The 21730-nt window shown below is 69.6% G+C and carries 20 protein-coding genes; 7 read left to right on the plus strand and 13 right to left on the minus strand.

Going from position 1 to position 21730, the window contains the following annotated elements; all coding sequences use genetic code 11:
- Positions 1-12 precede the first annotated feature (12 nt).
- The gene (locus OG587_RS26470; protein WP_329079836.1) at positions 13-279 is read right to left on the minus strand and encodes a hypothetical protein; all 267 of its coding nucleotides are present in this window, start codon (positions 277-279) and stop codon (positions 13-15) included.
- Positions 280-532: 253 nt separating this feature from the next.
- On the opposite strand from OG587_RS26470, the gene OG587_RS26475 reads away from it, so the two are divergent.
- Complete coding sequence (locus OG587_RS26475; protein ID WP_329079838.1) at positions 533-1126, plus strand: TetR/AcrR family transcriptional regulator; 594 nt, start codon at positions 533-535, stop codon at positions 1124-1126.
- A 45-nt stretch (positions 1127-1171) separates the two neighbouring features.
- On the opposite strand, the gene OG587_RS26480 is transcribed toward OG587_RS26475, so the two are convergent.
- The 4 genes from OG587_RS26480 to OG587_RS26495 are packed head-to-tail and all read right to left on the minus strand — an operon-like array spanning position 1172 to position 4310.
- The gene (locus tag OG587_RS26480; RefSeq protein ID WP_329079840.1) at positions 1172-1918 is read right to left on the minus strand and encodes an integrase core domain-containing protein; all 747 of its coding nucleotides are present in this window, start codon (positions 1916-1918) and stop codon (positions 1172-1174) included.
- A gap of 27 nt (positions 1919-1945) precedes the next feature.
- A complete protein-coding gene (locus tag OG587_RS26485; RefSeq protein ID WP_329079842.1) occupies positions 1946-2077 on the minus strand; it encodes an MFS transporter small subunit in 132 nt (43 codons plus the stop codon).
- A complete protein-coding gene (locus OG587_RS26490) occupies positions 2074-3189 on the minus strand; it encodes an OFA family MFS transporter (protein WP_443075632.1) in 1116 nt (371 codons plus the stop codon). Before OG587_RS26490 ends, OG587_RS26485 begins: the two co-directional genes overlap by 4 nt.
- Positions 3087-4310, minus strand: coding sequence for an RNA-guided endonuclease InsQ/TnpB family protein (locus OG587_RS26495; RefSeq protein ID WP_329079844.1), 1224 nt, complete (start codon positions 4308-4310; stop codon positions 3087-3089). Before OG587_RS26495 ends, OG587_RS26490 begins: the two co-directional genes overlap by 103 nt.
- Before the next feature lie 48 nt (positions 4311-4358).
- Between OG587_RS26495 and OG587_RS26500 the strand changes: the two genes are divergently transcribed.
- Positions 4359-4520 (plus strand): hypothetical protein, encoded by a 162-nt coding sequence (locus tag OG587_RS26500; protein ID WP_329094238.1) that lies wholly within the window; start codon positions 4359-4361, stop codon positions 4518-4520.
- A gap of 86 nt (positions 4521-4606) precedes the next feature.
- Entirely contained in the window at positions 4607-4840 is a 234-nt protein-coding gene (locus OG587_RS47265; protein WP_443075236.1) for a hypothetical protein, read from the plus strand.
- 343 nt (positions 4841-5183) lie between these two features.
- Here the strand turns inward: OG587_RS47265 and OG587_RS26510 are convergent, their stop codons facing one another.
- Positions 5184-6023 (minus strand): alpha/beta fold hydrolase, encoded by an 840-nt coding sequence (locus tag OG587_RS26510; RefSeq protein WP_329079846.1) that lies wholly within the window; start codon positions 6021-6023, stop codon positions 5184-5186.
- A gap of 83 nt (positions 6024-6106) precedes the next feature.
- On the opposite strand from OG587_RS26510, the gene OG587_RS26515 reads away from it, so the two are divergent.
- A complete protein-coding gene (locus OG587_RS26515) occupies positions 6107-7447 on the plus strand; it encodes a sigma-70 family RNA polymerase sigma factor (RefSeq protein WP_329079848.1) in 1341 nt (446 codons plus the stop codon).
- Positions 7448-7696: 249 nt separating this feature from the next.
- On the opposite strand, the gene OG587_RS26520 is transcribed toward OG587_RS26515, so the two are convergent.
- The 4 genes from OG587_RS26520 to OG587_RS26535 form a co-directional block, all read right to left on the minus strand.
- Positions 7697-7987, minus strand: coding sequence for a DUF1905 domain-containing protein (locus OG587_RS26520; RefSeq protein WP_329079850.1), 291 nt, complete (start codon positions 7985-7987; stop codon positions 7697-7699).
- 243 nt (positions 7988-8230) lie between these two features.
- Positions 8231-10063, minus strand: a complete 1833-nt coding sequence (locus OG587_RS26525; RefSeq protein ID WP_329079852.1) for an ABC transporter ATP-binding protein — start codon at positions 10061-10063, stop codon at positions 8231-8233.
- A 142-nt stretch (positions 10064-10205) separates the two neighbouring features.
- Complete coding sequence (locus tag OG587_RS26530; protein ID WP_329079854.1) at positions 10206-12005, minus strand: ABC transporter ATP-binding protein; 1800 nt, start codon at positions 12003-12005, stop codon at positions 10206-10208.
- Between the two features lie 472 nt (positions 12006-12477).
- On the minus strand, positions 12478-12714 hold the full coding sequence (locus tag OG587_RS26535; RefSeq protein WP_329079855.1) for a hypothetical protein: 237 nt from the start codon (positions 12712-12714) through the stop codon (positions 12478-12480).
- A gap of 1208 nt (positions 12715-13922) precedes the next feature.
- Here OG587_RS26535 and OG587_RS26540 point away from each other — a divergent pair.
- Positions 13923-14789 carry an alpha/beta fold hydrolase gene (locus tag OG587_RS26540; protein ID WP_329079857.1) on the plus strand — a complete coding sequence of 289 codons (867 nt, stop codon included), beginning with the start codon at positions 13923-13925 and terminating at the stop codon, positions 14787-14789.
- Positions 14790-15001: 212 nt separating this feature from the next.
- On the opposite strand, the gene OG587_RS26545 is transcribed toward OG587_RS26540, so the two are convergent.
- Together OG587_RS26545 and OG587_RS26550 are read right to left on the minus strand one after the other, a co-directional pair.
- Positions 15002-18298, minus strand: coding sequence for a S41 family peptidase (locus OG587_RS26545; protein WP_329079859.1), 3297 nt, complete (start codon positions 18296-18298; stop codon positions 15002-15004).
- Between the two features lie 55 nt (positions 18299-18353).
- The gene (locus OG587_RS26550) at positions 18354-18548 is read right to left on the minus strand and encodes a hypothetical protein (RefSeq protein ID WP_329079861.1); all 195 of its coding nucleotides are present in this window, start codon (positions 18546-18548) and stop codon (positions 18354-18356) included.
- 565 nt (positions 18549-19113) lie between these two features.
- Here OG587_RS26550 and tuf point away from each other — a divergent pair.
- On the plus strand, positions 19114-20286 hold the full coding sequence (tuf, locus tag OG587_RS26555) for an elongation factor Tu (protein WP_329079863.1): 1173 nt from the start codon (positions 19114-19116) through the stop codon (positions 20284-20286).
- A 310-nt stretch (positions 20287-20596) separates the two neighbouring features.
- Here tuf and OG587_RS26560 read toward each other — a convergent pair whose 3' ends face one another.
- Entirely contained in the window at positions 20597-21052 is a 456-nt protein-coding gene (locus OG587_RS26560; protein ID WP_329079864.1) for a hypothetical protein, read from the minus strand.
- Between the two features lie 331 nt (positions 21053-21383).
- Between OG587_RS26560 and OG587_RS26565 the strand changes: the two genes are divergently transcribed.
- Complete coding sequence (locus OG587_RS26565) at positions 21384-21671, plus strand: DUF3040 domain-containing protein (protein ID WP_329079866.1); 288 nt, start codon at positions 21384-21386, stop codon at positions 21669-21671.
- Positions 21672-21730 lie beyond the last annotated feature (59 nt).

A 21730-nucleotide genomic window follows, 5' to 3' on the forward strand; every position in this document is an offset into this window, starting at 1 on the left:
CTCTTTCACGTGTCAACCTCCATTGCCTCGGGGCGGCAACCCGGCCGCCCGGTAGATGTCGTCGAGCAGGCCCATCGTGACGACGGCGTCCTGGGCGTCCGTGAGCACGGGAGCACCTGCGGTGATCGCCGCATAGAAGTTCCGTAGCTGGCTCGTGTAGGCGGCTTCGCCGGCGACTCGCTCGACGCGGGTGCCGCCTGGGCCGCGTACCGTCAGCCAGTGGAAGACGTGCGGGGCGAGGAAGTTGATGACGCTCAGTTCGCCATGCTCTCCTGCCACCCTGGCGCCGACCGACAACGGAGGCCAGCCCCACAGCGATACGCGTATCTCGCCGCTTGCTCCGCCGGGTAACGCCAGTTCTGTCCGCATCGCCCGGTCGACGAGGGGCCTGGACCGCAAGGTCCGCGCCTGCGCCGAGAGGACCCGCGGCCGTTCGCCGCAAACCGATCCTTAGCACATGCCCTCCGAACTCGATACCGTTTGGTACTCAGTACCATAACGTATCGAGTTCCGTATAGATAGACTGCAAGGCATGTCGGCCGAGTCACTCCAAGAACGCAAGCGGCAGAAGGCGCGGAACGCGATCATCACGGCTGCCTACGAACTGTTCAGCGAGCGCGGGTTTGACGGCGTCACGGTGACGGAGATCGCAGAGCGGGCGGAAGTCGGGCGCACGACCTTCTTCCGCTATTTCGGCGACAAGCAGGAGGTCGTGTTCGCCGACGATGAACGAACCCTTGCAGTCCTCATCGGCACGCTACGCCGGGAAGCCGAGCGCCGCCGACCGATCGGCGACTCGCTGGCCACCGCACTTAGGGTGATCAGGGCCGCCACTCAGGAGGGCCTGACCGGATGGACGACCACGCCGGAACGGTCTGCAGTTCACGCCAGGCTGCTGCGTCGCCATCCCGAATTGATGGCGCGGCTGCTGCTGAAGCAGCAGCAGCAGGCCGCCATGATCGTTGCCGTACTGACCGAACACGGCGCCACTCCCACGGTGGCGACGCTGGCCACGCAGGTGTCGCTGGCCTGCCTCTACACGGCCATGCACCTCGCCGAGGATCCCGCACGGCTGCCGCAAATCGTCGAGGAGGCCTTCACCAGACTCGACGGTCTCGGCGGATGAGGGACGTTCTTACACTTGCGGGTGCCGATTATTCATCCGGCCAGGTCAAGCCGCATGGTGGTACTCCCTGATGACACCGCCCAGTCGGTCGCGTCGGCGAATGTCGAGCGGCGCGATCGGGGCAGAGTCTGTGCTTGGATCAGGAAGCGCTCGGAGCGGAGCTGCCTGCTGGAGCGCTCGATGTGGCCGATGTTCGTTGTAGAACGTCTCGAATTCACGCAGCGCCTGGAGAAGGTGCTTCTGGTTCCAGATCAAGGTCCGATCCAGCAGCTCACAACGACAGGTCTGAATCCACCGCTCCATAAGCGAATTCATCCGCGGTACCCGGACACCGCTCCTGACGACGCGGATTCCAGCATCGACCAGCACGGCGTCGAAGGCCGCGGTGAACTTGGCATCCCGGTCACGTATCAGGAACCTGGCCATGCCGCCGACCTCCTGCAGGTCCATGACGAGATTGCGACCGAGTTGGGTGACCCACTGCCCTGTAGGACGGGCGGTCACGCCGAGGATCCGAACACGGCGGGTGGCGTGCTCAATGACCGCCAGCACATAGAGCCGTGCCCCGGTCAGCGTGCGCACCTCGAAGAAGTCACACGCCAGCAGCGCGCCAGCCTGGCTCCGCAGGAACGCGGCCCACGTGGTGGCCGCCCGCTCGGGAGACGGATCGATCCCCTGGTCCTTAAGAATCTCCCAGACCGTGGAGGCAGCGACCTTGATACCGAGCACGGCCAACTCGCCGTGAATACGCCGGTAACCCCAAGAGGAGTTCTCCCGCGCCAGGCGCAACACCAGGACGCGGATGGAGCGCAGGGACGATCAGCCGCCGAAGAGCTGGGTGAGCTTCTGGAACAGCTCGTAGACGCCGTAGGCGAAGGGGAGGCCGACCCAGGACCAGGCCAGGATCATCAAGGGGGTGTTCCCTACCGGGGCGCGGTCGTCCGCCGTCACGCGTCGCCTCCTCTTTCGTGCCGAATTTCGTGGTGTACGGGATTCTCGTGGTGGACGGGTTTTTCGTGGTGGATGGGATGCACCGGGCGGATCAGCTCGTTGGCCAGGAAGCCGACCACCAGCAGCCCGATCATGATGTAGAGGGATGTCGTGTAGAGCGCCGGCCCCGACCGGCCAGCGGCCTTCTGCGAGTCGGCGATGGCGTTGACGATCAGCGGCCCGAGGACGCCGGCGGTGGACCAGGCCGTCAGCAGCCGGCCGTGGATGGCCCCCACCTGGTACGTCCCGAACAGATCCTTCAGGTAGGCCGGCACGGTGGCGAATCCTCCCCCGTAGAAGGACAGGATGCCGAGCGCGCAGAGGATGAACAGGAATTTGTGGGAGTCCCCGGCCAGGGCGATCGCCAGGTAGAAGAGGGCGCCCACGCCGAGGTAGACGCGGTACATGTTCTTGCGGCCGATCAGGTCCGAGGTCGAGGACCACACGAAGCGCCCCGCCATGTTCGCCAGGGACAGCAGGGCCACGAAGCCCGCCGCGGCGGCGGTCGTGACCGGCATGGTGGTGTTCGCGAAGAAATCCTTGATCATCGGCGCGGCCTTCTCCAGGATGCCGATGCCCGCGGTGACGTTGAAGCACAGCACGACCCACAGGAGCCAGAACTGCGGCGTGCGGATCGCGTTGCGCGCGGAGACGTCGGCGGCGGTGACCAGCGAGCGGGCGGCGGCCTTCGCCGGTTGCCGGCCTCGTGGCCGCCAGCCCTCCGGCGGAACCCTGATCAGGAGCACGCCCATCGACATGAAGGCGGCGTAGACCAGACCGTGCACCAGGAAGGTCGTGGCTATCCCGCCCGTGCCGGTGCCGAACGTGTCGAGCATCTGGGTGGACCACGGTGAGGCGATGAGGGCCCCTCCGCCGAATCCCATGATGGCGATGCCCGTGGCCATGCCCGGCCGGTCGGGGAACCACTTGATCAGTGTGGAAACCGGTGAGATTTGACATCCACTCCGCCTTAAAGGACGGAGATTCCGGTCTGCCGCGCGTGCGGCTCCTGGCGGGTTACCGCTTCTTCGCGCGGTGCCGGGATCGCTCCCGGTCCTACCCGCGCTCCACAGTCGTTTAGTCTCTCCGCCTGCCCGGCGGCGAGAATGTTGATCGCCGCGTTGACGTCCCGGTCGTGGCCGGCCCCGCAGGGGCAGGTCCACGACCGGACGTTCAACGGCATCGAATCGGTGATGGTCCCGCAGGCCGAGCACAGCTTCGACGACGGAAACCAGCGGTTGATCTTGGCGAAGTGGCGGCCATACCTGACGGCTTTGTACTCCAGCATGGCGATGAACTGCGACCAGCCCGCATCATGCACGCTCTTGGCCAGCCTCGTGCGCGCGAGACCGGACACGGCGAGATCCTCCACATACACCGCTTGGTTGTCGCGGATCAACGTGGTGGAGAGCTTGTGGGCGAAGTCGCGGCGCGTGTCGGTCACCTTGGCGTGAGCCTTGGCGACCTTCAGCTTGGCCTTGGCCCGGTTCGCCGATCCCTTCTTCGTTCGGCTCAACGCCTTCTGTGCCTTGCGGAGCTGCTTGGCCGCCCGCCGCAGAAAGCGCGGGTTGGCGATCTTCCGGCCATCGGAGGTGATCGCAAAATGGGTGAGACCCAGGTCGAGGCCGATCTCGGGACCCGTCTCGGGCAACGGCTCGTTTGAGGTCTCGACGACGAACGACGCGAAGTACCGGCCCGCCGAGTCCTTGACCACCGTCACCGATGACGGGTCCGACGGCAGGGTCCGCGACCAGCGCACCTCCACCTCACCGATCTTCGGCAGCCGGAGTCTCCCACCCGCCGTGACCGCGAATCGGGCGTTCCTCGTGAACCGGATCGCCTGGCGGGAATCCTTTCGCGACCGGAACCGAGGGGCGGCGACCTTGCGCCCCTTCCGCTTCCCGGTGACCGAGGAGAAGAAGTTACGGTAAGCCACGTTCAGATCCGCGAGCGCCTGCTGCAAGAGCACGGCCGACACCTCGCCCAGCCATGCCCGCTGCGGCGTCGCCTTGGCCCGCGTGATGACGTGTTTGGACAACTCCCCGTCGGAGATGTACGGCAGGCCCCGCATCCGGGCGTCCTGCCTCAGGCGCAGCCCGTCGTTGAACACCGTCCGCGCGCACCCGAACGCCCGCGCCAGCGCGTGACGCTGACCCGGCGACGGGTAAAGGCGGAAGTTGTACCTGAGCTGCACGGGTCAATTGTGCGTCCACGTGCTACGGCGTGCAGGGAATCCGCAGAGATGAGCGTCGCCGAAACGCGCAGCCGGTTCACCGAGGTGCTCGAGGTGCTCAACGACGCAGCGGCGCGGGGGCGCATCACCCGCGTCACCAACCGTGGGCGAAAGATCGCCGCCGTGGCGTCCATGCACGTCGCCGGGCACAAGACGAACACTGATCGTTAAAGCACGCTCGGACTTTGGCGGCCCTCCCGCGTGGGCCTTCGCCCCCGGCCTGAAGGCCGGAACACTGGCCCGCATTTCGGTAGCCGATGCCGAGACCGATCCCGCCCACGAAGCCGTACCCCAGCACGACCAGCCAGTACTGCCCGGTGGCCACGCCGAGCGCGGAGATCAGGAAGCCCAGGGAGAAGCAGATCGTGGAGACGGACATCGCCCAGCGCGGGCCGTTGCGCTCGACCAGTGTTCCCCCGAACGCGGCCGACAGGCCGAGCATGACGATGCCCACCTGGAAGGGCAGGGCGCTGGCCGTGCCGGAAAGGTGAAGCGCCGACTCCAGGGGTGGCTTGAAGACGCTCCACGCGTAGGCCTGGCCGATGGCGAGGTGCACCGAGAGCGCCGCCGGGGGGATCAGCCAGCGGCTCCAGGTTGGAGGCGCCACCGTACGCGCACGGCTGAAGAAACCAGAAGAGACGGTAAATATGGGGGTTTTTACCTTTTCGTCCGGCATGCAGATAACCGTATTCCGCAGCCGGCGCTTCGTCGAGAGTGGCCGATGCGGCAATTGAAACGATTTTCTGAGGATGTCGCCCGGTGTTCCGATCGTCGCGATCCGGGTCGCTCAGGGTTCGGCGGGACCGCGTGCCGCTGATCGGGTGAAGTTGTTGCTCAGCTCTCTCGCAGGACCTCGCGCAGCCGGGGGACGAATCCCTCGGGGTCGTCGACGAAGGCGATGTGACCGCCGGGGAAGTAGGTCGGCTCCGTGCCGAGCGCCGCGGCGAGCGCGGTCGACGCGCGGTCGCAGAGCTGGCCGGCCGACTCCTTTCCGATGCCGACCACGACGAGGGCCGGTCCGGTGCGCAGGGCGTCGATGTCGGGCTGCCAGCGGGTGGTCCCGCGCATCTCGTGCAGGAACCAGAAGCGCTCGTCCGCCACCTGCTGCGGATCGGGCTCGGCCGGCGCCTCCGCGGGACCGCCGGCGGACTCCCCGAACTCGGGCAGCGGGATGTTGGCGTTGATCATGAACTTGACCCAGGCGCCCGCGACGTCGCCGGAGACGTAGGTGGCGATGATGTCCTCGACCGCGGCGTCGTGCGCCTCGGGGTCGTCGAGCAGGCGGTTCAGCGGGGGTTCGTGCGCGATCACGGTGCGCACCTGCTCGGGGTGGGCGACGGCGAGCGCCAGCGCGGTGACGGCACCGCCGCTGGAGCCGAAGACCGCGGCCGGGGCGGCGTCGAGGTGGGTCAGGAGCCGGGAGAGATCGTCGGCGCGCATCTGCGGGGTCGAGTCCTGGCCGGGGTCGTCGAGGGAACTGCGGTTGACGCCCCTGGGGTCGGTGGTGAGCACGGTGTGATCGGCGGCGAGCAGATCGGCCAGCGGCGCGAAGTGCGCGGCGTGCATCGGGGCTCCGACGAGCACCACGAGGGGCCCCTGTCCCCGTACCTCGTAGTGGAGCGTGGCGTCGGGGACCTTGAGAGACCCGGCGGTGACGGCCTTCGCGTGGTTCATCGCAACCTCCTGGAACGGTCTGGAACGGTGCTGTGGTGCCCCGTCGAAGGGGGGACTGCCGACGTGGGGCAGAATCGTCGCTTGTGAAGGAGATTTCTTCGCGGTCCGCGAGTACGGCGGCGGAAGATGCCGGGGACACCGACCTGGTCCGGGCACGTAACGCCAGCGTAGACCAGGTCCGGGCAGGTGGCGCCGGAGAAGACCTCGCCCGCCCTCAGGCCGGGGGGACAGGATCGGCGCGGGCGCGCGACGGGGCGGACGACCAGGTCCGGGCGCGGGCTGGGGACACGGATCCGGTTCGGGCGGGCGACGGGGACGCCGACCTGGCTCGGGCGCGGGCAGGGGAGACAGATCCGGCGCGTGACGGGGACGACGATCTGGCTCGGGCGCGTGACGGGGAGACAGATCAGGCGGGCGACGGGGACGACGATCTGGCTCGGGCGCGGGCCGGGGACGACGCCGCGTTCACCCGCCTCGTGGAGCCGTTGCGTCGCGAACTGCACGCCCACTGCTACCGCATGCTCGGCTCCACCCACGACGCCGACGACGCCCTGCAGGACGCCCTGCTGCGGGCCTGGCGCGCACTCGCGCGCTTCGAGGGCCGCAGCTCGCTGCGCTCGTGGCTCTACACCGTGGCCACCCGCACCTGCCTGGACATCGCCGCGGCCCGCGGCAGGCGGGCACTGCCCGTCGACCTCGGCCCCTCCAGCGAGCGCGTCGTGCTCGGCGACCCGCCGCTGACCGACGTCGCCTGGTTGAGCCCCTACCCCGACGCGGGCCTCACCGACGCCCCGGCCGGTCCGGACACACGCTACGAGCAGCGCGAGGCCGTCGAGCTCGCCTTCGTCGCGGCCCTGCAGCACCTGCCGGGCAACCAGCGGGCGGCGCTGCTGCTGTTCGAGGTCCTCGGTTTCTCCGCCGCCGAGATCGCCACCACGATGGACACCACCACCACGTCGGTGAACAGCGCCCTGGCGCGAGCGCGCAAGGTCGTCGCGGACAAGGTCTTCCCCCGTACCCAGCAGCTGACGCTGCGAAAGATCGGCGACGCCCGCGTACGGGAGATCGTCGCCGGCTACTCCTCCGCGCTGGAACGCGGCGACGCCGACGCCCTGGTCGCGCTGCTGACCGAGGACGTCACCTGGTCGATGCCGCCGATGGCGCACTGGTACCGCGGTCTGGAGGCCGTCACCGACTTCGCCGTACGGGTCCCGCTGACCAGCTGCGGAAGCTGGCGGCACCTCCCGACCAGCGCGAACGGCCAGCCCGCCGTGGGCGGCTACCGTTGGGACGCCGCCGCCGCCGTTCACCGCGCTTGGGCGATCAACGTGTTCACCCTGCGCGGCGAGCGGATCGCCGAGGTCACCTCGTTCGTCGGCCCCGACCACTTCGTTTTCTTCGGATTGCCCGCCTCGCTGCCCTGACCCGGGAGCGCGCCGAGGCCCGGGTACAGCCAGGCGGCCGGCCGCCTGGACGATGGCCACGTGGCGGGCGACCGCCTGGACGGTGGCCGTGCGGCGGGCCGACCGCCTGACGACGGTTGCCCGGCCGATGCCGCGCGACCTCGGCTGGACCCGCCGCCGACGCGTCACGGGGAACCACCCGGCCCCGGAGGCCGGGGCCACGCTGCCGCTCCTCCCGGCCGCCGCCGGCTCACCGGTCCGCCCGGGGGCTCAGCTGAGCCGCTGATCGAGGTGGAACGTCACCTCGGTGCCGGCCTGGTCCTTGCCGATGAGCTTGCACAGCGCGGCTCTGATGGGAAGCCAGTGCGGGCCGCTGCCCGACGGCATGAGGGTGGCGTTGAACGGGTGGCCGTCGATCGTCCCGCTGACCTTCACGGCCCGCCTCGTGCCGAGGAGCTCGGCGGAATCCGGCACGGTCACGAAGGTGGCGAAGGCCCCGTCTTTCTCGATCGGCGCGGTGAAGGTGTGGTCGAGCGGTCGCGCGGGCTGCTGTGCGGGCATCTTCGTCTCCTGAAGTCGTCCGAAGGTATTGGAAGTCGTCTGCCGGTGGCGTGTCGCCGCCGGGCCGGAAGGTCTGGCACCGGTCGTTCCGCCGCTCAGCGCGCTCGATCGCTCGTTCCGCCTCGCGCGCTCGCGACGTCGTCTCGAAGAGGTGACTCCCGCGACGGGACGGAATCGTCGCTCCCGAGCGGGAATCATCCGCGAACCTTTGACAGGGCGGCGGATCACCACCGGCCCGCCGCGCTATTCCGCGCCCGGCGTGCCGGTGTCCGTCCGTTCCCCGGCCTCGGCGACGCGTTCCTCGCTCCACAGCCGCCGCATCTCCGGGCAGTTCTCCAGCAGCTCGCCGAGCGGGCCGTGGCCGGCGACTCGGCCGCGGTCCAGGACGACGATCTGGTCGGCCCGCTCCAGCGCCGCCCGCCGGTGGGAGACCACCAGCAGCGTTCCCGGGCCGCGCCCGTCGCGGGCGGCATCGGCGATCCGGTCCCACAGCAGCCTCTCGGTCTCCACGTCCAGGGCCGAGGACAGGTCGTCGACGACCAGCAGGTCGGGTGCCCGCACCAGCGCCCGCGCCGCGGTCGCCCGCTGCGCCTGGCCGCCGGACAGCCGCACGCCACGGGGGCCGACGATCGTGTCCATGCCCTCCGGCATCCCGGCCAGGTCCTCCTCGAACGCCGCCAGCTCCAGTGCCAGGCCGAGCCGGTCGCCGTCCGCGGGCCGGCCCAGGAGCAGGTTCTCCCGCAGCGACTCCGAGAACAACCGGGGGACCTGGCTCGCGTACGCCGCGCGGCCGGGGACCAGGAACGTCCCGGGATCGTCGACGGGCCGGCCGTTCCAGGTGATCGTCCCGGCGTCCAGCGGCACCAGGCCGAGCAGGGCGCGTACCAGGGTCGTCTTGCCCGAGCCGACGGCGCCGGTGATCACCGTGAACGACCCCCGAGCCACCCGCAGGTCGACCGCCCGCACGCCGCGGTCGCCGCCGTCGTGGCGCACGGTCAGCCCGCGCGCCTCGACGACCTGGAGCGCGTCGCCGCGATCCGGTGGCGACGTCGTGACGGGAGGCGGTTCCCGGTCGAGCCAGACGTCGTCGCCGTGCGACAGGTCGCCGGCGTCCTCGTGCGGCGCCATCAGCCGGGTGAGCCGTTCGGTGGCGACCGCGCCCCGGGGCAGGCGGTAGAGAATCCCGCCGATGGTGCGCGGCAGCGCCGTCAACCAGCCGACATAGGTGGTGAACAGCGCGAGATCGCCTACCGTGAAGTCACCGCGGCGCATCGCCGACGCGCACAGGAGCAGTACGAGACCGATGCTGATCTCGACGGTCGCGCCCGTCGCGGTGTCCAGCACATCGGTCGCCAGCCGGTCCTTGACGGCGGCGTCGCGCCGCCCGCGGTTGTGCTCGCGCAGGCGCTCCAGCACCGCGTCCTCGGCCCCGGCGGTCTTGATCGCCAGCACGCCGCCGAAGGTCTCGCCGATGTGGGCCGTGACGGCCGCGCCGAGCACCCGGGCACGGTGGTGCAGCCGCCGGATCACCTCGTTCAGCAGTCGGCTCAGCACGCCGACCGCGATCATCGGCACCGCCAGCACCAGGGTGACGACGGGATCGATCGAGGCCATGATCACCAGGGCGGCGGCGCCGAAGAGAGTCGAACCGGCCAGCGGGACGCTCTCGTCGGTGAGGTCGACCAGGTCGCTCACGTCGTCGCGGAAGCGGGCGACCGCCTCACCCGGCGAGTGCGGCAGCCGGGTCGCGGCGGGCCCGCGCGCAGTGAGGATCGAGCGCAACGCGTTGGCCCGCAGGAGGGTCGCGGCGGCGCCCCACCAGTAGACCCCGTAGGACCAGGCGACGACGAGCACCAGGCCGCGGACCACCTCCACGCCCACGAACGCCGCGCACAGCCACAGCGACTGCTCCAGGGTCGCGGCGCGGTGCCCGCTGATCTGGTCGAAGAGCCGCTGCAGCACCAGCCCGCCGGCGAGCGGGATGACGCTGACCGGCATCCACAGGAGGGCGCCGATCAGGTAGCGGCGCAGGTCGAAGCGGGCGAGGCGGGTGGCCACCAGCATCACGGGCCTCATCGGCGCACCCCCGCCGTATCCGGTGTCGCGGGCCCTATCGGCACCTTCGCGGCATCCGGCGTCGTGGGCCTCATCGGCACCTTCGCGGCATCCGGTGTTGTGGGCCTCATCGGCACCTTCGCGGTGTCCGGTGTCGGGGGCCTCATCGGTGCACCCCCGCGGCATCCAGCATCCGGGCGAACCGGCTCCGCGGATCCGCGACGAGATCCTCGCGGTAGCCGTACTCGACGACCCTGCCGCGGTCGATGACAGCGATCTTGTCCACCCGGGACAGGGAGGAGAGCCGGTGCGCGATGAGCACGCCGGTCCGGCCGGCGAGCAGCCGGTCGACGCTCTCCTCGATGTGCCGCTCGGTGGCCGGATCGAGCCGGCTGGACGCCTCGTCCAGAACGACGAGCCCCGGATCGGTGAGGAACGCCCGCGCGAATGCGAGCAGCTGCGCCTCCCCGGCCGAGACGCCGCTCCTCGAGGCGTCGCCCAGCTCGGTGTCGAGCCCGTCGGGCAGGGCGGCGAGCCAGTCGCCGAGGCCGACGCCGGCCAGGACGGCGCGCAGCCGGTCGTCGCCGGCCAGTGGCCTGAAGAGGGTGAGGTTGTCCCTGACGCTGGCGGCGAAGAGCTGCACGTCCTGGGTGACCACGCACATCCGCTCGCGTACCGACGCGGGATCGACGTCCCGCAGGTCCAGCCCGCCGACCCGGACGGTGCCCTCGGTCGGGTCGTACAGGCGCAGCACCATCCGGGCGACGGTCGTCTTGCCGCTGCCCGTGCGGCCCACCAGGCCGAGTGTCTCGCCCGGCGCCAGTGTGATCGTGACGTCGGACAGCACCGGCTCGTCGTCGTCGGCGTACGCGAAACCCACGCCCTCGAGGCGCAGGCCGAGCGGCCCGGACGCGGGCAGTGGCAGCGGGTCGGCGGGTTCGGGGAGCGTGCGCCGCTCGGCCAGCAGGTCGCCGATGCGCGCGAGGCCGGCCAGCGCCGCCTGGTATCGCCTCAGCTGGTCGATCAGCCGCTCGAACGGCACTCGCACCATCTGCGTGTACTGGAAGAGCAGCACGGCGGTGCCGACCGTGAGCGTCCCGGACTCCCGGGTCCATGCGGCGAGGCCGAGCACGATCGCCGTACCGGCCGCGAACGCCACCGTCGTGCCCGCCAGGACACCGGTCCCGACCCGCGCGGCCCGGAACTCCGCGCGGTACCAGGCGGCGCAGGCCCGGTGGAAGCGGTTCACGGCGTGCTCTCCGGCGCTGTTGGCCCGGATGTCCTCCACACCGGCCAGCCGTTCCTCGAGGTTGCCGAAGAGCGCCGCGCTCTCCGCCCGCGAGCGGGTGGCCGACGGCACGGCCAGCCTCTGCGCGCGGGCCATGCCGAACCCGATCAGCACGCAGTACGCCAGCAGCACGCCGCCGAGGCGCGCGTCGACGGTGAACACGACGACGAGCACCCCGGCGAGGAGCAGGAGGCCGGCCACGATGTCCAGCAGGAAGGCGACGACGAACTCGGCGACGGCGACCACGTCACCGTCCACCCGCTCGATCATCTCGCCCGGTGTTCGCCGGCCGTGGTAGGCCATGTCGAGGCCGAGCGCGTGTTCGGCGAGCCTTTCTCGCAGCCGGTTCGTGCCGTCCCAGGCGAGACGGCTCGCGAACCAGGCGGTGACCACGCGGGCGGCCTGCCCGGCGAGGGCGAGCGCGAGGTAGCCGGCGGCGATCAGCGTGAGGTGGCGGGTGCTCGCCCCGCCGATCGCGTCGTCCACGAAACGGCGGGTGATCTGGGGTGCCGCCAGCGGCAGCGCCGTCGCGACGGCGATGGCGGCGGCGAGGGCCACGGCGGAGCGGAGTCCCGGGCGAAGGTGGCGCAGGACGGCGCGCCGGGTGGAGGCGCCGGTGGCGGGGCGCGGGGCGGAGGCGTCGGAAGATCCGGAAGCGGGAGCGGGAGCGGCCATCGGTTAGACCCGCCCCCTGACGTGCGGCAGGTATTCCTTCCGCTTCGGCGCGCTCATCAGCACCGGCGGTGTCAGAAGGCGGAAGTCCCTCGCGGTGCTCGCGGGAGGTATGCGACCGGACCATGTCATGGTGACCGTGCGGTCGGTGACCCCGGCGGTGTGGAGCAGCCGCTCGGTCGGGCTTGTCTTACCGGCGTCTACATGCGCCGGAATCCCCAGGTTGAGTGTTCTCACTAAGCGTCATGTCCTCTAGATAGGTGGAATTTCCTTTCTGGGAAAACATGGACGCTTCGCGCATTTCCTTCTCCTTGATCGATCGGCCGTCGCCAGAAGTCCAGCAGACGGCCACCCGCGAGGGCAACCGATTTTTTGCCCGGCCAGGTGACGAAAGGCATCCGGCGGGGTTGCGGGTACGGCATCGCCTGGAGCCAGGGCCTGTGACCTCACGGCTGCCTCGGCCCCATCTAACCATTTAAGGAGACTGGCTGCGTCGCCAGGCAGTCACGACGTATCTGTTATTGTTGCGGATCACGATTGTCTTGCCCTTCGTGTACTTCCAGTTTCCGTTCGACTGCTTTACCGCTCGGCTGCAGGTGATATAAACAATGTCCTCGACCTGGTCACCGGTGATCGAGTCCTTGAGCATTTCCTCCGCTGCATGGAGTGAGTAACCGGTGACGATGCACGGCGCTCCGGCCTTGATCTGCACCTCGGTTCCGGCCCTCGAAGTCCCTCGAAGTCCCTCGAAGTCCCTCGAAGTCCCTCGAAGTCCCTCGAAGTCCCTCGAAGTAATGACAGGGGCGGCGGTTGCCGCCGGAGTCGCCACCAGCAAGACACCGACGGACAACAGGCTGGCAGCGATCTGCAACGCCGCTGCTGACACCGGAAGGTCGCTCTACATCAGAAGCGTTTAGCTGGTTTTCTCGCGAGAGGCAGGTATGCCGGCTCTTCGATCTTGAGGGGGAAGTGCCCGGGCGTGGCCTGGCGGGCAAGGGCGGCGCGGTCCAGAGCTGGAGCGAAAAGATGACGACACCTGCCGCTCCTCCGATTCCACGACTCGCTGTAGTCGGTCAGAACGACTCCGTCGATGCCGAGGTGGAGAATCACTTCGAAGCCGGCACGGCTCACGTGTGCGCCTGACGAAGAATCATCGCGGCGTTCGCGTGTGCAAGTGCCGAGAATCGGCACTTGCACACGCGAACGTAATCCAGCATGGGATCTCTGCCTTTCAAAACGGACATCCTGTGACTTGGGCCATGTTGGGGTACAGGGGGAATCTCGTCGAACCCGATGAGGGCTGACAGGTCCGCCGGCTCTTGTTAGGCTTATTCATGTGAGGTGAAAAATATGGACATTCCTTGAGGTGGATTGCCGGCCTCTTCCCGTCTTTGGCCGGCTGACATCCATCGCCCTCTGCCGGTTCAAATCAGCTTCTTCAGCTTAAAGCGGCTCTTCGAGCTTGAGGGGAAATGCCCGGGCGTGGCCTGGCGGGCGAGAGCCCGTGGTCCCACGACACCGGCTGTTGATCAGAGACGGTTGGTGACGGGGGTCACAAGCCGTGAATGACAGTACTTCGATCTTGTTCGGCATGTCGGAAACAGCGCTGGTGAGGATCGAGCGTGTCGCCGATGACGGCGGACAACCGGGGCGGCTGGTGCATATCGAACGCCCGGAAGACTGGGGCCTGCCGGGACTGCGAGGTCATCTCCGCCCGGGTCGTGCGCCAACGGCGCACGACCCGGCATCGCGACCTGCCCTGCGGCCAGGAACCGCCGGCGGTGCGCCTTCCGCCTGCCACGCGGAAGTGCCGGACGGCGACCGTTCACCGAACATGAACCGGGTATGGTCGGAGTGCCGGGAGTGATCGCCTCGCCAGACGATGCAGAACCATCTTGACATAGGTTAAGGGAGTCGGCCGTGATCGACGGCAGCGCCTTCGGTGAGTCTGGATACGCGATCACTCGCGACATGCGGAGGCTGCATTACGTCACCGCGGGAAGCGGTCGTCCTCTTGTCATATTCGAGGCGGGCGGGAACGGCTCCCGGACGACATGGGGTCTGGTCCAGGGAAAGCTGGCATCGGAGACCGGAACCCTTGCGTACGATCGTGCGGGTTTCGGGCGCAGTGAGCCGGACGCCGCTCCCCGCAAACTGGACCGGATCGTCGATGATCTGGAAGACCTTGTCGACTCCGTCGACGCGAAACGCTGTGTCCTTGTCGGGCACAGCCTGGGAGGGCCGATCTGCCGCTCCTTCGCGTACCGCCGTCCCGAGCTTGTGGCGGGACTTGTCCTGGTGGACCAGGCAGCCGAAGACTGCGACTTCTATTACAGCCAGGCCTTTGACAAGCTCGGCGCCCTGTCTCATACGCTCTTCACCGTTCCCATGGCCAAACTCGGAATATTGGGCATGCTGACCACGCGCAGCCTGTACAAGGATTTTTCGGTGAATATGATCAAGGAAATCCGGGCGGAAGAGTTCTCCGCCGCCGCCCTTCGCGCCCATCGGTCGGAAACGCGGCACCTGGCGGAGAGCTTTCGTTCCCTGCGTTCGGCCGGAGATAAGAATTCTCTGCCGGACGTGCCGGTCACTCTTATCTCCGGCATCACCGGGCGAGGGCGTTCCAGTGGCATGTGGGCGGAAACCTCGGCAAGTCACCAGCGGCTGGCGCGATCACTTCCCCAGGGTAGACACGTATGGGCTGAAGGAAGTGGGCACATGGTTCCCATGGAGGCGCCCGATGTCGTGGTGAAAGAAGTAAGGAACGTCTTGAAATCTTTGTGATCGAATTTTTCGTGTATCTGTCAGGTTGAAAGACGAAGCCCGGCATGGTGACCGATCAAGCTGCTCGTAATCGGTCTTGCCCTGCTCCTTCGGAAATCCACCCTCCGGCCGGCCGACACTGGCCGGACCGCTCACCCGGACGCGCTCACCCGGATCCTCGCCGTGATCGCGGGCCATCGCCCCGGTCACCCGAAGCGCCGGTGCGCCCCATGTCAAAAAGGACGCTGGCGGGGCGGCAGGCGCGGCACCACGAGCCGGGGCCTGGCCGCCGGGTTGGGGGTGTGGGGTGGCTGGAGGACCAGGCGCTCCTTGGCCGCCTCGATCGCCCGGTCCAGCTGGGTGTCCACCCCCGCCGCGTAGTCCTGCGGGGTGATGTCGACCTCGATGTCGGGGTCGGTGCCGTAGTTCTCCACCCGCCAGCCCACGTCGTCGAAGGCGAAGGAGAACTCCGGCTGGGTGGTGACCGTGCCGTCGGCCAGGTGGTGCCGGGGCCAGATGCCGATCACCCCGCCCCAGGTGCGCTTGCCGATCAGGGGACCCAGACCCAGCAGCTTGAAGGTGTGGCTGAAGATGTCGCCGTCGGATCCGGCCCACTCGTTGGTGATGGCCACCATCGGGCCGCGCGGCGACTCGTCGGGGTAGGGCTCGGGCACGCCCCAGCGGGGGAAGTCGTAGCCCAGGCGGCGCCGGGCCAGCTTCTCCAGCAGCAGCGCCGACACGTGGCCGCCGCCGTTGAAGCGGACGTCCACCACGAGGGCCTCGCGGTCGTACTCGGCGAGGAAGCCCCGGTGGAACTCGGCGTAGCCCTCCGGGCCCATGTCCGGGATGTGCAGGTAGCCGATCCGACCGCCGCCGAGCTCGTGGCAGTGGGTCCGGTTGGCCTCCACCCAGTCGCGGTATCGGCCCGGCTGCTCGTCGCCGATGGCCCGCACGGTGACGGTCCGCCTGTCGTCCCCGCGCCGGATCGTCAGCTGGACCTCCTGGTCGGCCTGGTTGACCAGCAGCTCGTCCGGGCTCGCGTCCACGCCGACGGGCTGGCCGTTGACGGCCAGCACCGCGTCACCCGGCCGTACGTCCACCCCGAGGCGGTTGAGCGGTGAGGTCGCCTCGGGATTCCACCGGTCGCCGCCGACGATCCTCGCGATCCGGTGGACGCCGTCCGCGAAGGCCCAGTCGACGCCCAGCTTGCCCTGCCGGTAGTGCGGCCGGGACCGGTAGGCGCCGCCGCTCTCGTAGGCGTGGGAGGTGCCCAGCTCGCCGAGCAGCTCCCACAGCAGGTCGGAGAACTCGCCCCGGGTGGTGACCCTGTCTACCAGCGGCAGGTAGCGCCGGTAGACGTCGTCCCAGTCGAGCCCCGCCATGTCCTCGGTCCAGAAGTTCTCCCGCTGCAGCCGCCAGGCCTCCCTGAACATCTGCCGCCACTCCGCCTCGGGCCGGATGGACACCTTCACCCTGGACAGGTCCACCCACCCGCTCGTACGGCCGGGCGCGTCGTCGTCCTCGGGCTCCTCGCCCGCCTTGACCATCCGCAGCCGCCTGCCCGAATGGTAGAGCAGCGTGCTCCCGTCGCGGCCGAGCCGGAACTCCGACACGTCCCCGACCAGGGTCTCCTGCTTCTGCTTGGCGAAGTCGTAGACGTGCAGGGTGCCGTCGGAGGAGTCGGCGTAGTCGTCGCCCAGGCTGCCCTCGACGGGGAAGGTCAGGTAGACGGCCTTGCCCTTGATCCCGGCGATGGCGTCGTAGCGCCCCTCGGGAACGGGGAAGACGACGACCCGGTTCTCGATGCCGTCCAGGTCGATGACCACCTCGGGCGGCCCCTCGTTCTCGTCGTGGCCGTCGTCATTGTCATCGTCATCGTCGTCGTCCCCGAGCGGCCGGGGCTCGGGGACGAAGGGCGAGGTGACGTCGGCGCGGAGCGCGATCGCGTAGGGGCGGGAGCCCAGGGGGAAGCTCAGGTCGAAGTGGAGCTCGTCGTAGACCGGGTTGAAGACGCGCTGGCCGATGAAGTAGAGGTAGTCGCCGCCCGGGTCGAAGGCGGGGCGGGCGTCCCACAGCACCGGCCGGGTCGCGAAGGACGTCTCGCCCGTCTCGACCCGGCACAGCTTCACCGCCGTCGTCTGCGCGGTGTCGCGGCAGGCGTACGCCAGCCAGCGGCCGTCGGGGGACCAGGCCAGGTCCTCGATCGCGCCGAACCTGCTGGAGTCGATCACCCTGCCCCGAGCCGGGCCTTCCCCGCCCGCACGACCGGGAACCTCACCGGCCGGGAGGCCGGACACCGAGCCGAATACCGAGCCGGGGGCCGGGCTGGACGCCGAGTCGGACGCCGAGCCGGGCGTGAGGTCGACCAGGATCAGCTCGTTGCGGTGGTTGGCCACCGCGACCAGGTCGGACGTGGGGGAGACCTCCAGCTCGATGGCCCGGCCGGTGTCGAGGTGGTCGAGCCTGACGGGCTCGGTGACGCCGTCGGCGGTGAGCACCGTCAGCACCTCGCGGTCGCCCTCGTCACTGGCCGCCGCCACCAGCCGCTCGCCGTCGTTGAGCCAGTTCAGCAGCCGGTACCGCACCCCGTACAGCGCCCCGTGCTGGCGCACCGGACCCTCCCAGGCGGCGAAGGAGAACGCCTTGCCCCGGGTGGTGACGGCCAGGCCGACGCCGTCGGGGCTGAGGGTCGCGCTGTCCAGGAAGTCCTCGGCCGGGGCGAAACGGCGGTTGCGCTGGGTGCGCGAGCTGCGCAGCCGGACCTCGATGGGGCGCGACTCCCCGTCCTCCACCAGGTAGAGCTCGCCCCCGGCGTGGTAGACCAGCCTGCGGCCGTCGCCCGACAGGTTGCGGGCGTAGTAGTCGGTGTGGTCGGAGTGCCTGCGCAGGCCGCCGCCGTCCGCGTCGCAGGAGTAGACGTTGCCGACCCCCTCGTGGTCGGAGATGAAGTAGACCCGGTCACCGGCCCAGCAGGGCGAGGCGAGGTTGCCGGGCAGCGCGGTGAGCCGCCGGAACCGCCCGTCCTCGCCGGTCTCGACCCACAGGTCACCCATGGTGCCGCCCCGGTAGCGCTTCCACCGGGCGGGGTCGGCGGTGTTGCGGCCGAGCACGATCCGCGGGCCGTACGAGATGGTGTTGGCCGGGCCGTACGGCAGGCGCTCGGGCACCCCGCCCGGCTCCACCCGGTGCAGCCAGGTACGGCCGTCGAAGGGCTGGCCCTGGTCGCTGGCGTAGACGATGCCGCCGCCGGGATCCCAGCCGGTGACGCTGGAACGGGCCCCGTGGTAGGTCACCCGCCGGGCCGCGCCGCCGTCGGCGGGCATCACGTAGACCTCCTCGGGCCCCTCCTCGCGGCCGACGAAGGCGAGCCGGTCGCCGCCGGGGGAGAAGCGCGGATATCCCGCCTCGGCCACCCCGGCGGTCAGCCGGAAGGCCCGCCCGCCGTTGGCGGTGACCATCCACAGGTCGTCCTCGGCGGCGAAGACGACCATGTCACCGAAGATCGTCGGAAATCGCAGATAGGCGGGCATCGTGTCACTCCATGATCGGGTGACCGGGTTTCACCCCGGTCACCCGATCATGATTTCACGCCCTCGGCGGCTGGACGTCCCGCCCGCCCAGGTGGGCGGACCCCGTCTCCGGCACCCTGACCTCGGGCTGCCCGGCCTGCCTCTTCGCTTCCTTCGCCGAGCGTGTCGCCTTGATCGCGGCCTTCTTGCTCTTCCCCGAGCCCTTCGCGGCCTTGTTCTTGGAATCCTTGGCGTCCTTGGAGTCCGTCATCGTTTCCCCCGTTGTGCTTGATGGACGATGCCGTTGATTAGGCATTCAAAGAGGTTTAATACCCTTTGCGGACATCAATCATCCACGATGCGTGGTCGATTGGACGCGGAGTGTGACGGAGTGGCGCGGCGGGTCCGGCGGGTGTCGGTCGGCACGTCGAAGTCCTGTGCTCCCCGATTGGCGGTCCCGGCCGGGGCGTACCGGGCCGGCGCAGGTTCGGGTGGGCTGTGCCGGGCCGGGCGAGTCGGATCGTGCTCGGGCGAGACGGGCGAGACGGACGCGAATGAGGGGCGGGCAGGGACGATACGGGGGGCGATCCAGGGCGGGCCGGAAATTCGGTTGCGGTTCCGTCCGGCCGTACCCGACCATGAACGCATGTTCCGGCACGCCACCCTCGCGACGCCCGCCACCGCGGGCGCGCCGGGGCGTGCCCCGATGTCCGCCGCACCGCGGCTCGACGGCGCGGAGCGCTGACCCCTTCCCGTGAGTCCCGGGTGACCCGGCGGGGAGGGGTCGGCCGAGCACGGGTCGCCGCCACAGGCGAGCATCGAGGGAAAGAACAGTCATGGCCAAGCAGGCCTACGTGCGGAACAAGCCGCACCTCAACATCGGCACGATGGGACACGTCGACCACGGCAAGACCACGCTCACCGCGGCCATCACCAAGGTGCTCAGCGACCGGGGCGGCGCGAGGTACGTGCCGTTCGACCGGATCGACCGGGCCCCCGAGGAGGCGACGCGGGGCATCACCATCAACATCTCCCACGTCGAGTACGAGACGGCCACGCGGCACTACTCGCACGTGGACATGCCCGGCCACGCCGACTACGTGAAGAACATGATCACGGGGGCGGCGCAGCTCGACGGGGCGATCCTGGTGGTGTCCGCGCTGGACGGGATCATGCCGCAGACCCGCGAGCACGTGCTGCTCGCGCGGCGGGTGGGCGTCGAGCACATCGTGGTCGCGCTCAACAAGTCCGACGGGGCCGACCCGGAGCTGGCCGACCTCGTCGAGCTGGAACTGCGGGACCTGCTCGCCGAGCACGGCTACCTGGACGTGCCCGTCGTCAGGGTCTCCGGGCTGCGGGCGCTGGAGGGCGACCCGGAGTGGGTGGCGTCGGTCGAGGCGCTGCTCCAGGCGGTCGACGACCACGTCCCGGTGCCGGTCCGCTACACCGGTGCCCCGTTCCTGCTCCCGGTGGAGAACGTGCTCACCGTCACCGGGCGGGGCACGGTCGTCACCGGGGCGATCGAGCGCGGCACGGTCAAGGTCGGTGACACCGTCCAGGCCGTCGGGCTCGGCGAGGGCTTCACCGCCGTCGTCACCGGGGTCGAGACCTTCGGCAAGACCATGGAGCGGGGCGAGGCCGGTGACAACGCGGCGCTGCTGCTGCGCGGGATCCGGCGCGAGCAGGTACGACGCGGCCAGGTGCTGGCCGCCCCCGGCACCCAGACCGCCCACCGCTCCTTCACCGCCCGCGTCTACCTCCTGACCGGGCGGGAGGGCGGGCGGAGCGGTGCCGTCGCGACGGGTTACCGCCCGCAGTTCTACCTGCGGACGACCGACGTGCCGGGCCGGATGGACCTGGGCAGCACCGGCCTCGCGCTGCCCGGCGAGACGGTCGAGGTGACCGTCGAGCTCGGCAGGCCGGTGGCGCTGGAGGCCGGTCTCGGCTTCGCGATCCGTGAGGGCGGCAGGACGGTCGGCGCGGGCACGGTGACGGCCCCGCTCGGCTGAGGCGGGCTCCGCGCGATCCGGTGCGGGCCGTGCCGGTGACGTCCCCGCCCCGTACGGCGAGCCGCCGTACGGGGCGGGTGACGTCACCGGTGCGAAGCCCGTCACGCTCGTGAGGACGGACGGCGGATCGGTCCGGGGTTTTCGCTCATGGGTCGTCCTCGTGGTCCGGGGCTTTTGCTCATGGGTCGCTCTCGCGGTCCGGGGCTCTCGCTCATGGGTCGTCCTCGCAGTCTGGAGCTTTCGCCTATGCGCCGCTCTCGCGGTCTGGGGTTTTCGCCCATGGGTCGCTCTCTCCGTCCGGAGCTTTCGCTCACGCCCCGCCCTCGCCGTCGGGGGCTCCGGCGAGGGCTCGCGCGGCCGCCGCGTCGCGCGCGCTCATCCCCTCATAACCGCTGCGCCGGTGCTGCTCGGCCTGGTCGTCGATCCACCGGCCGTGCGCCTCCCACGCGGCCTGCTTGCTCGTGCCCAGGGCCGCGCCGATCTGCGACCACGACGCGCCCACGGCCCGCGCGGAGCGTACGGCGAGCTGGCGCCCGTAGCCCGCCTTGCGGGCGACCACCTCCCCGAGCGCGAGGAGCTCCAGCACCTCGTCGCGGGTGAGGGGCGGCGTCTCTGGATCGGCGGGATCGTTGGGGTCGTCGGGGTGCTCTCCGCCGGTGGCGTCACCCGCCGCCGGAGCCAGGGCGTCGCGCACGCGGAGCTCGTCGTAGCGGGCGGCGGCGGTCAGGAGCGTGAAGTCACCTTCGAGGCTGTCTGGTGTGAACATGCCCCAAGCATTTCGTCAAGCCTCCCTGACGTCAAAAAGGCTTGACGTCTCATTGCCGCCGGACGTGGGAGCGCCAGTGCGGAAAGTGGTTCCGACCTGCCGGGCGGCATGACGGGGAAGGTCGGGGGCGGTGGAATGTCGAGATCGCGGAGAAGGCTGGGAATCGCCCGACACTCCGGCCGGTGCCGTAGTGGCTCCGTGCGAGGGCATGATCGCGTGCTCGGATTGCGCCCGTGAAAAGAAGAGGTAAATCGAAGCCCTATGAAAGGATAATGATCTTCACGATTGGGCAGAACGTCCGCACACGGCTTGCGTTCCGGGGAGGTGATGCATGGCCTGGTCACAAGACGAGGAGCGCATGCTGCTGCAGATCGAGCGCCACCTCATCGATGAGGATCCACGGCTCGCCGCGCGGCTGGAGTCGTTCAACGAGCGCGTCCAGCGCAAAGAGGGCGGCGGCCGCAGGCGTGGCACCAAGAAGGGGCGGGGGCGGTCCTCCAGGCGTCTTCGCCGCTCGACGGTCATCATCATGTTCAGCTGGTTGCTGATCGCGACGTTGATCGCCACGCTTCTCATCATGGTCCTGCGGCACGAGGCGGTCGCGGCGCTCCCGTTGTGATCGCGACCGCCGGGGGCGGGTGGCTCGGTGCGGGTGCCGGTCGCCCCGGCTGTACGGGG

The sequence above is a fragment of the Streptosporangium sp. NBC_01469 genome, assembly GCF_036227305.1.
GTDB lineage: Bacteria > Actinomycetota > Actinomycetes > Streptosporangiales > Streptosporangiaceae > Streptosporangium.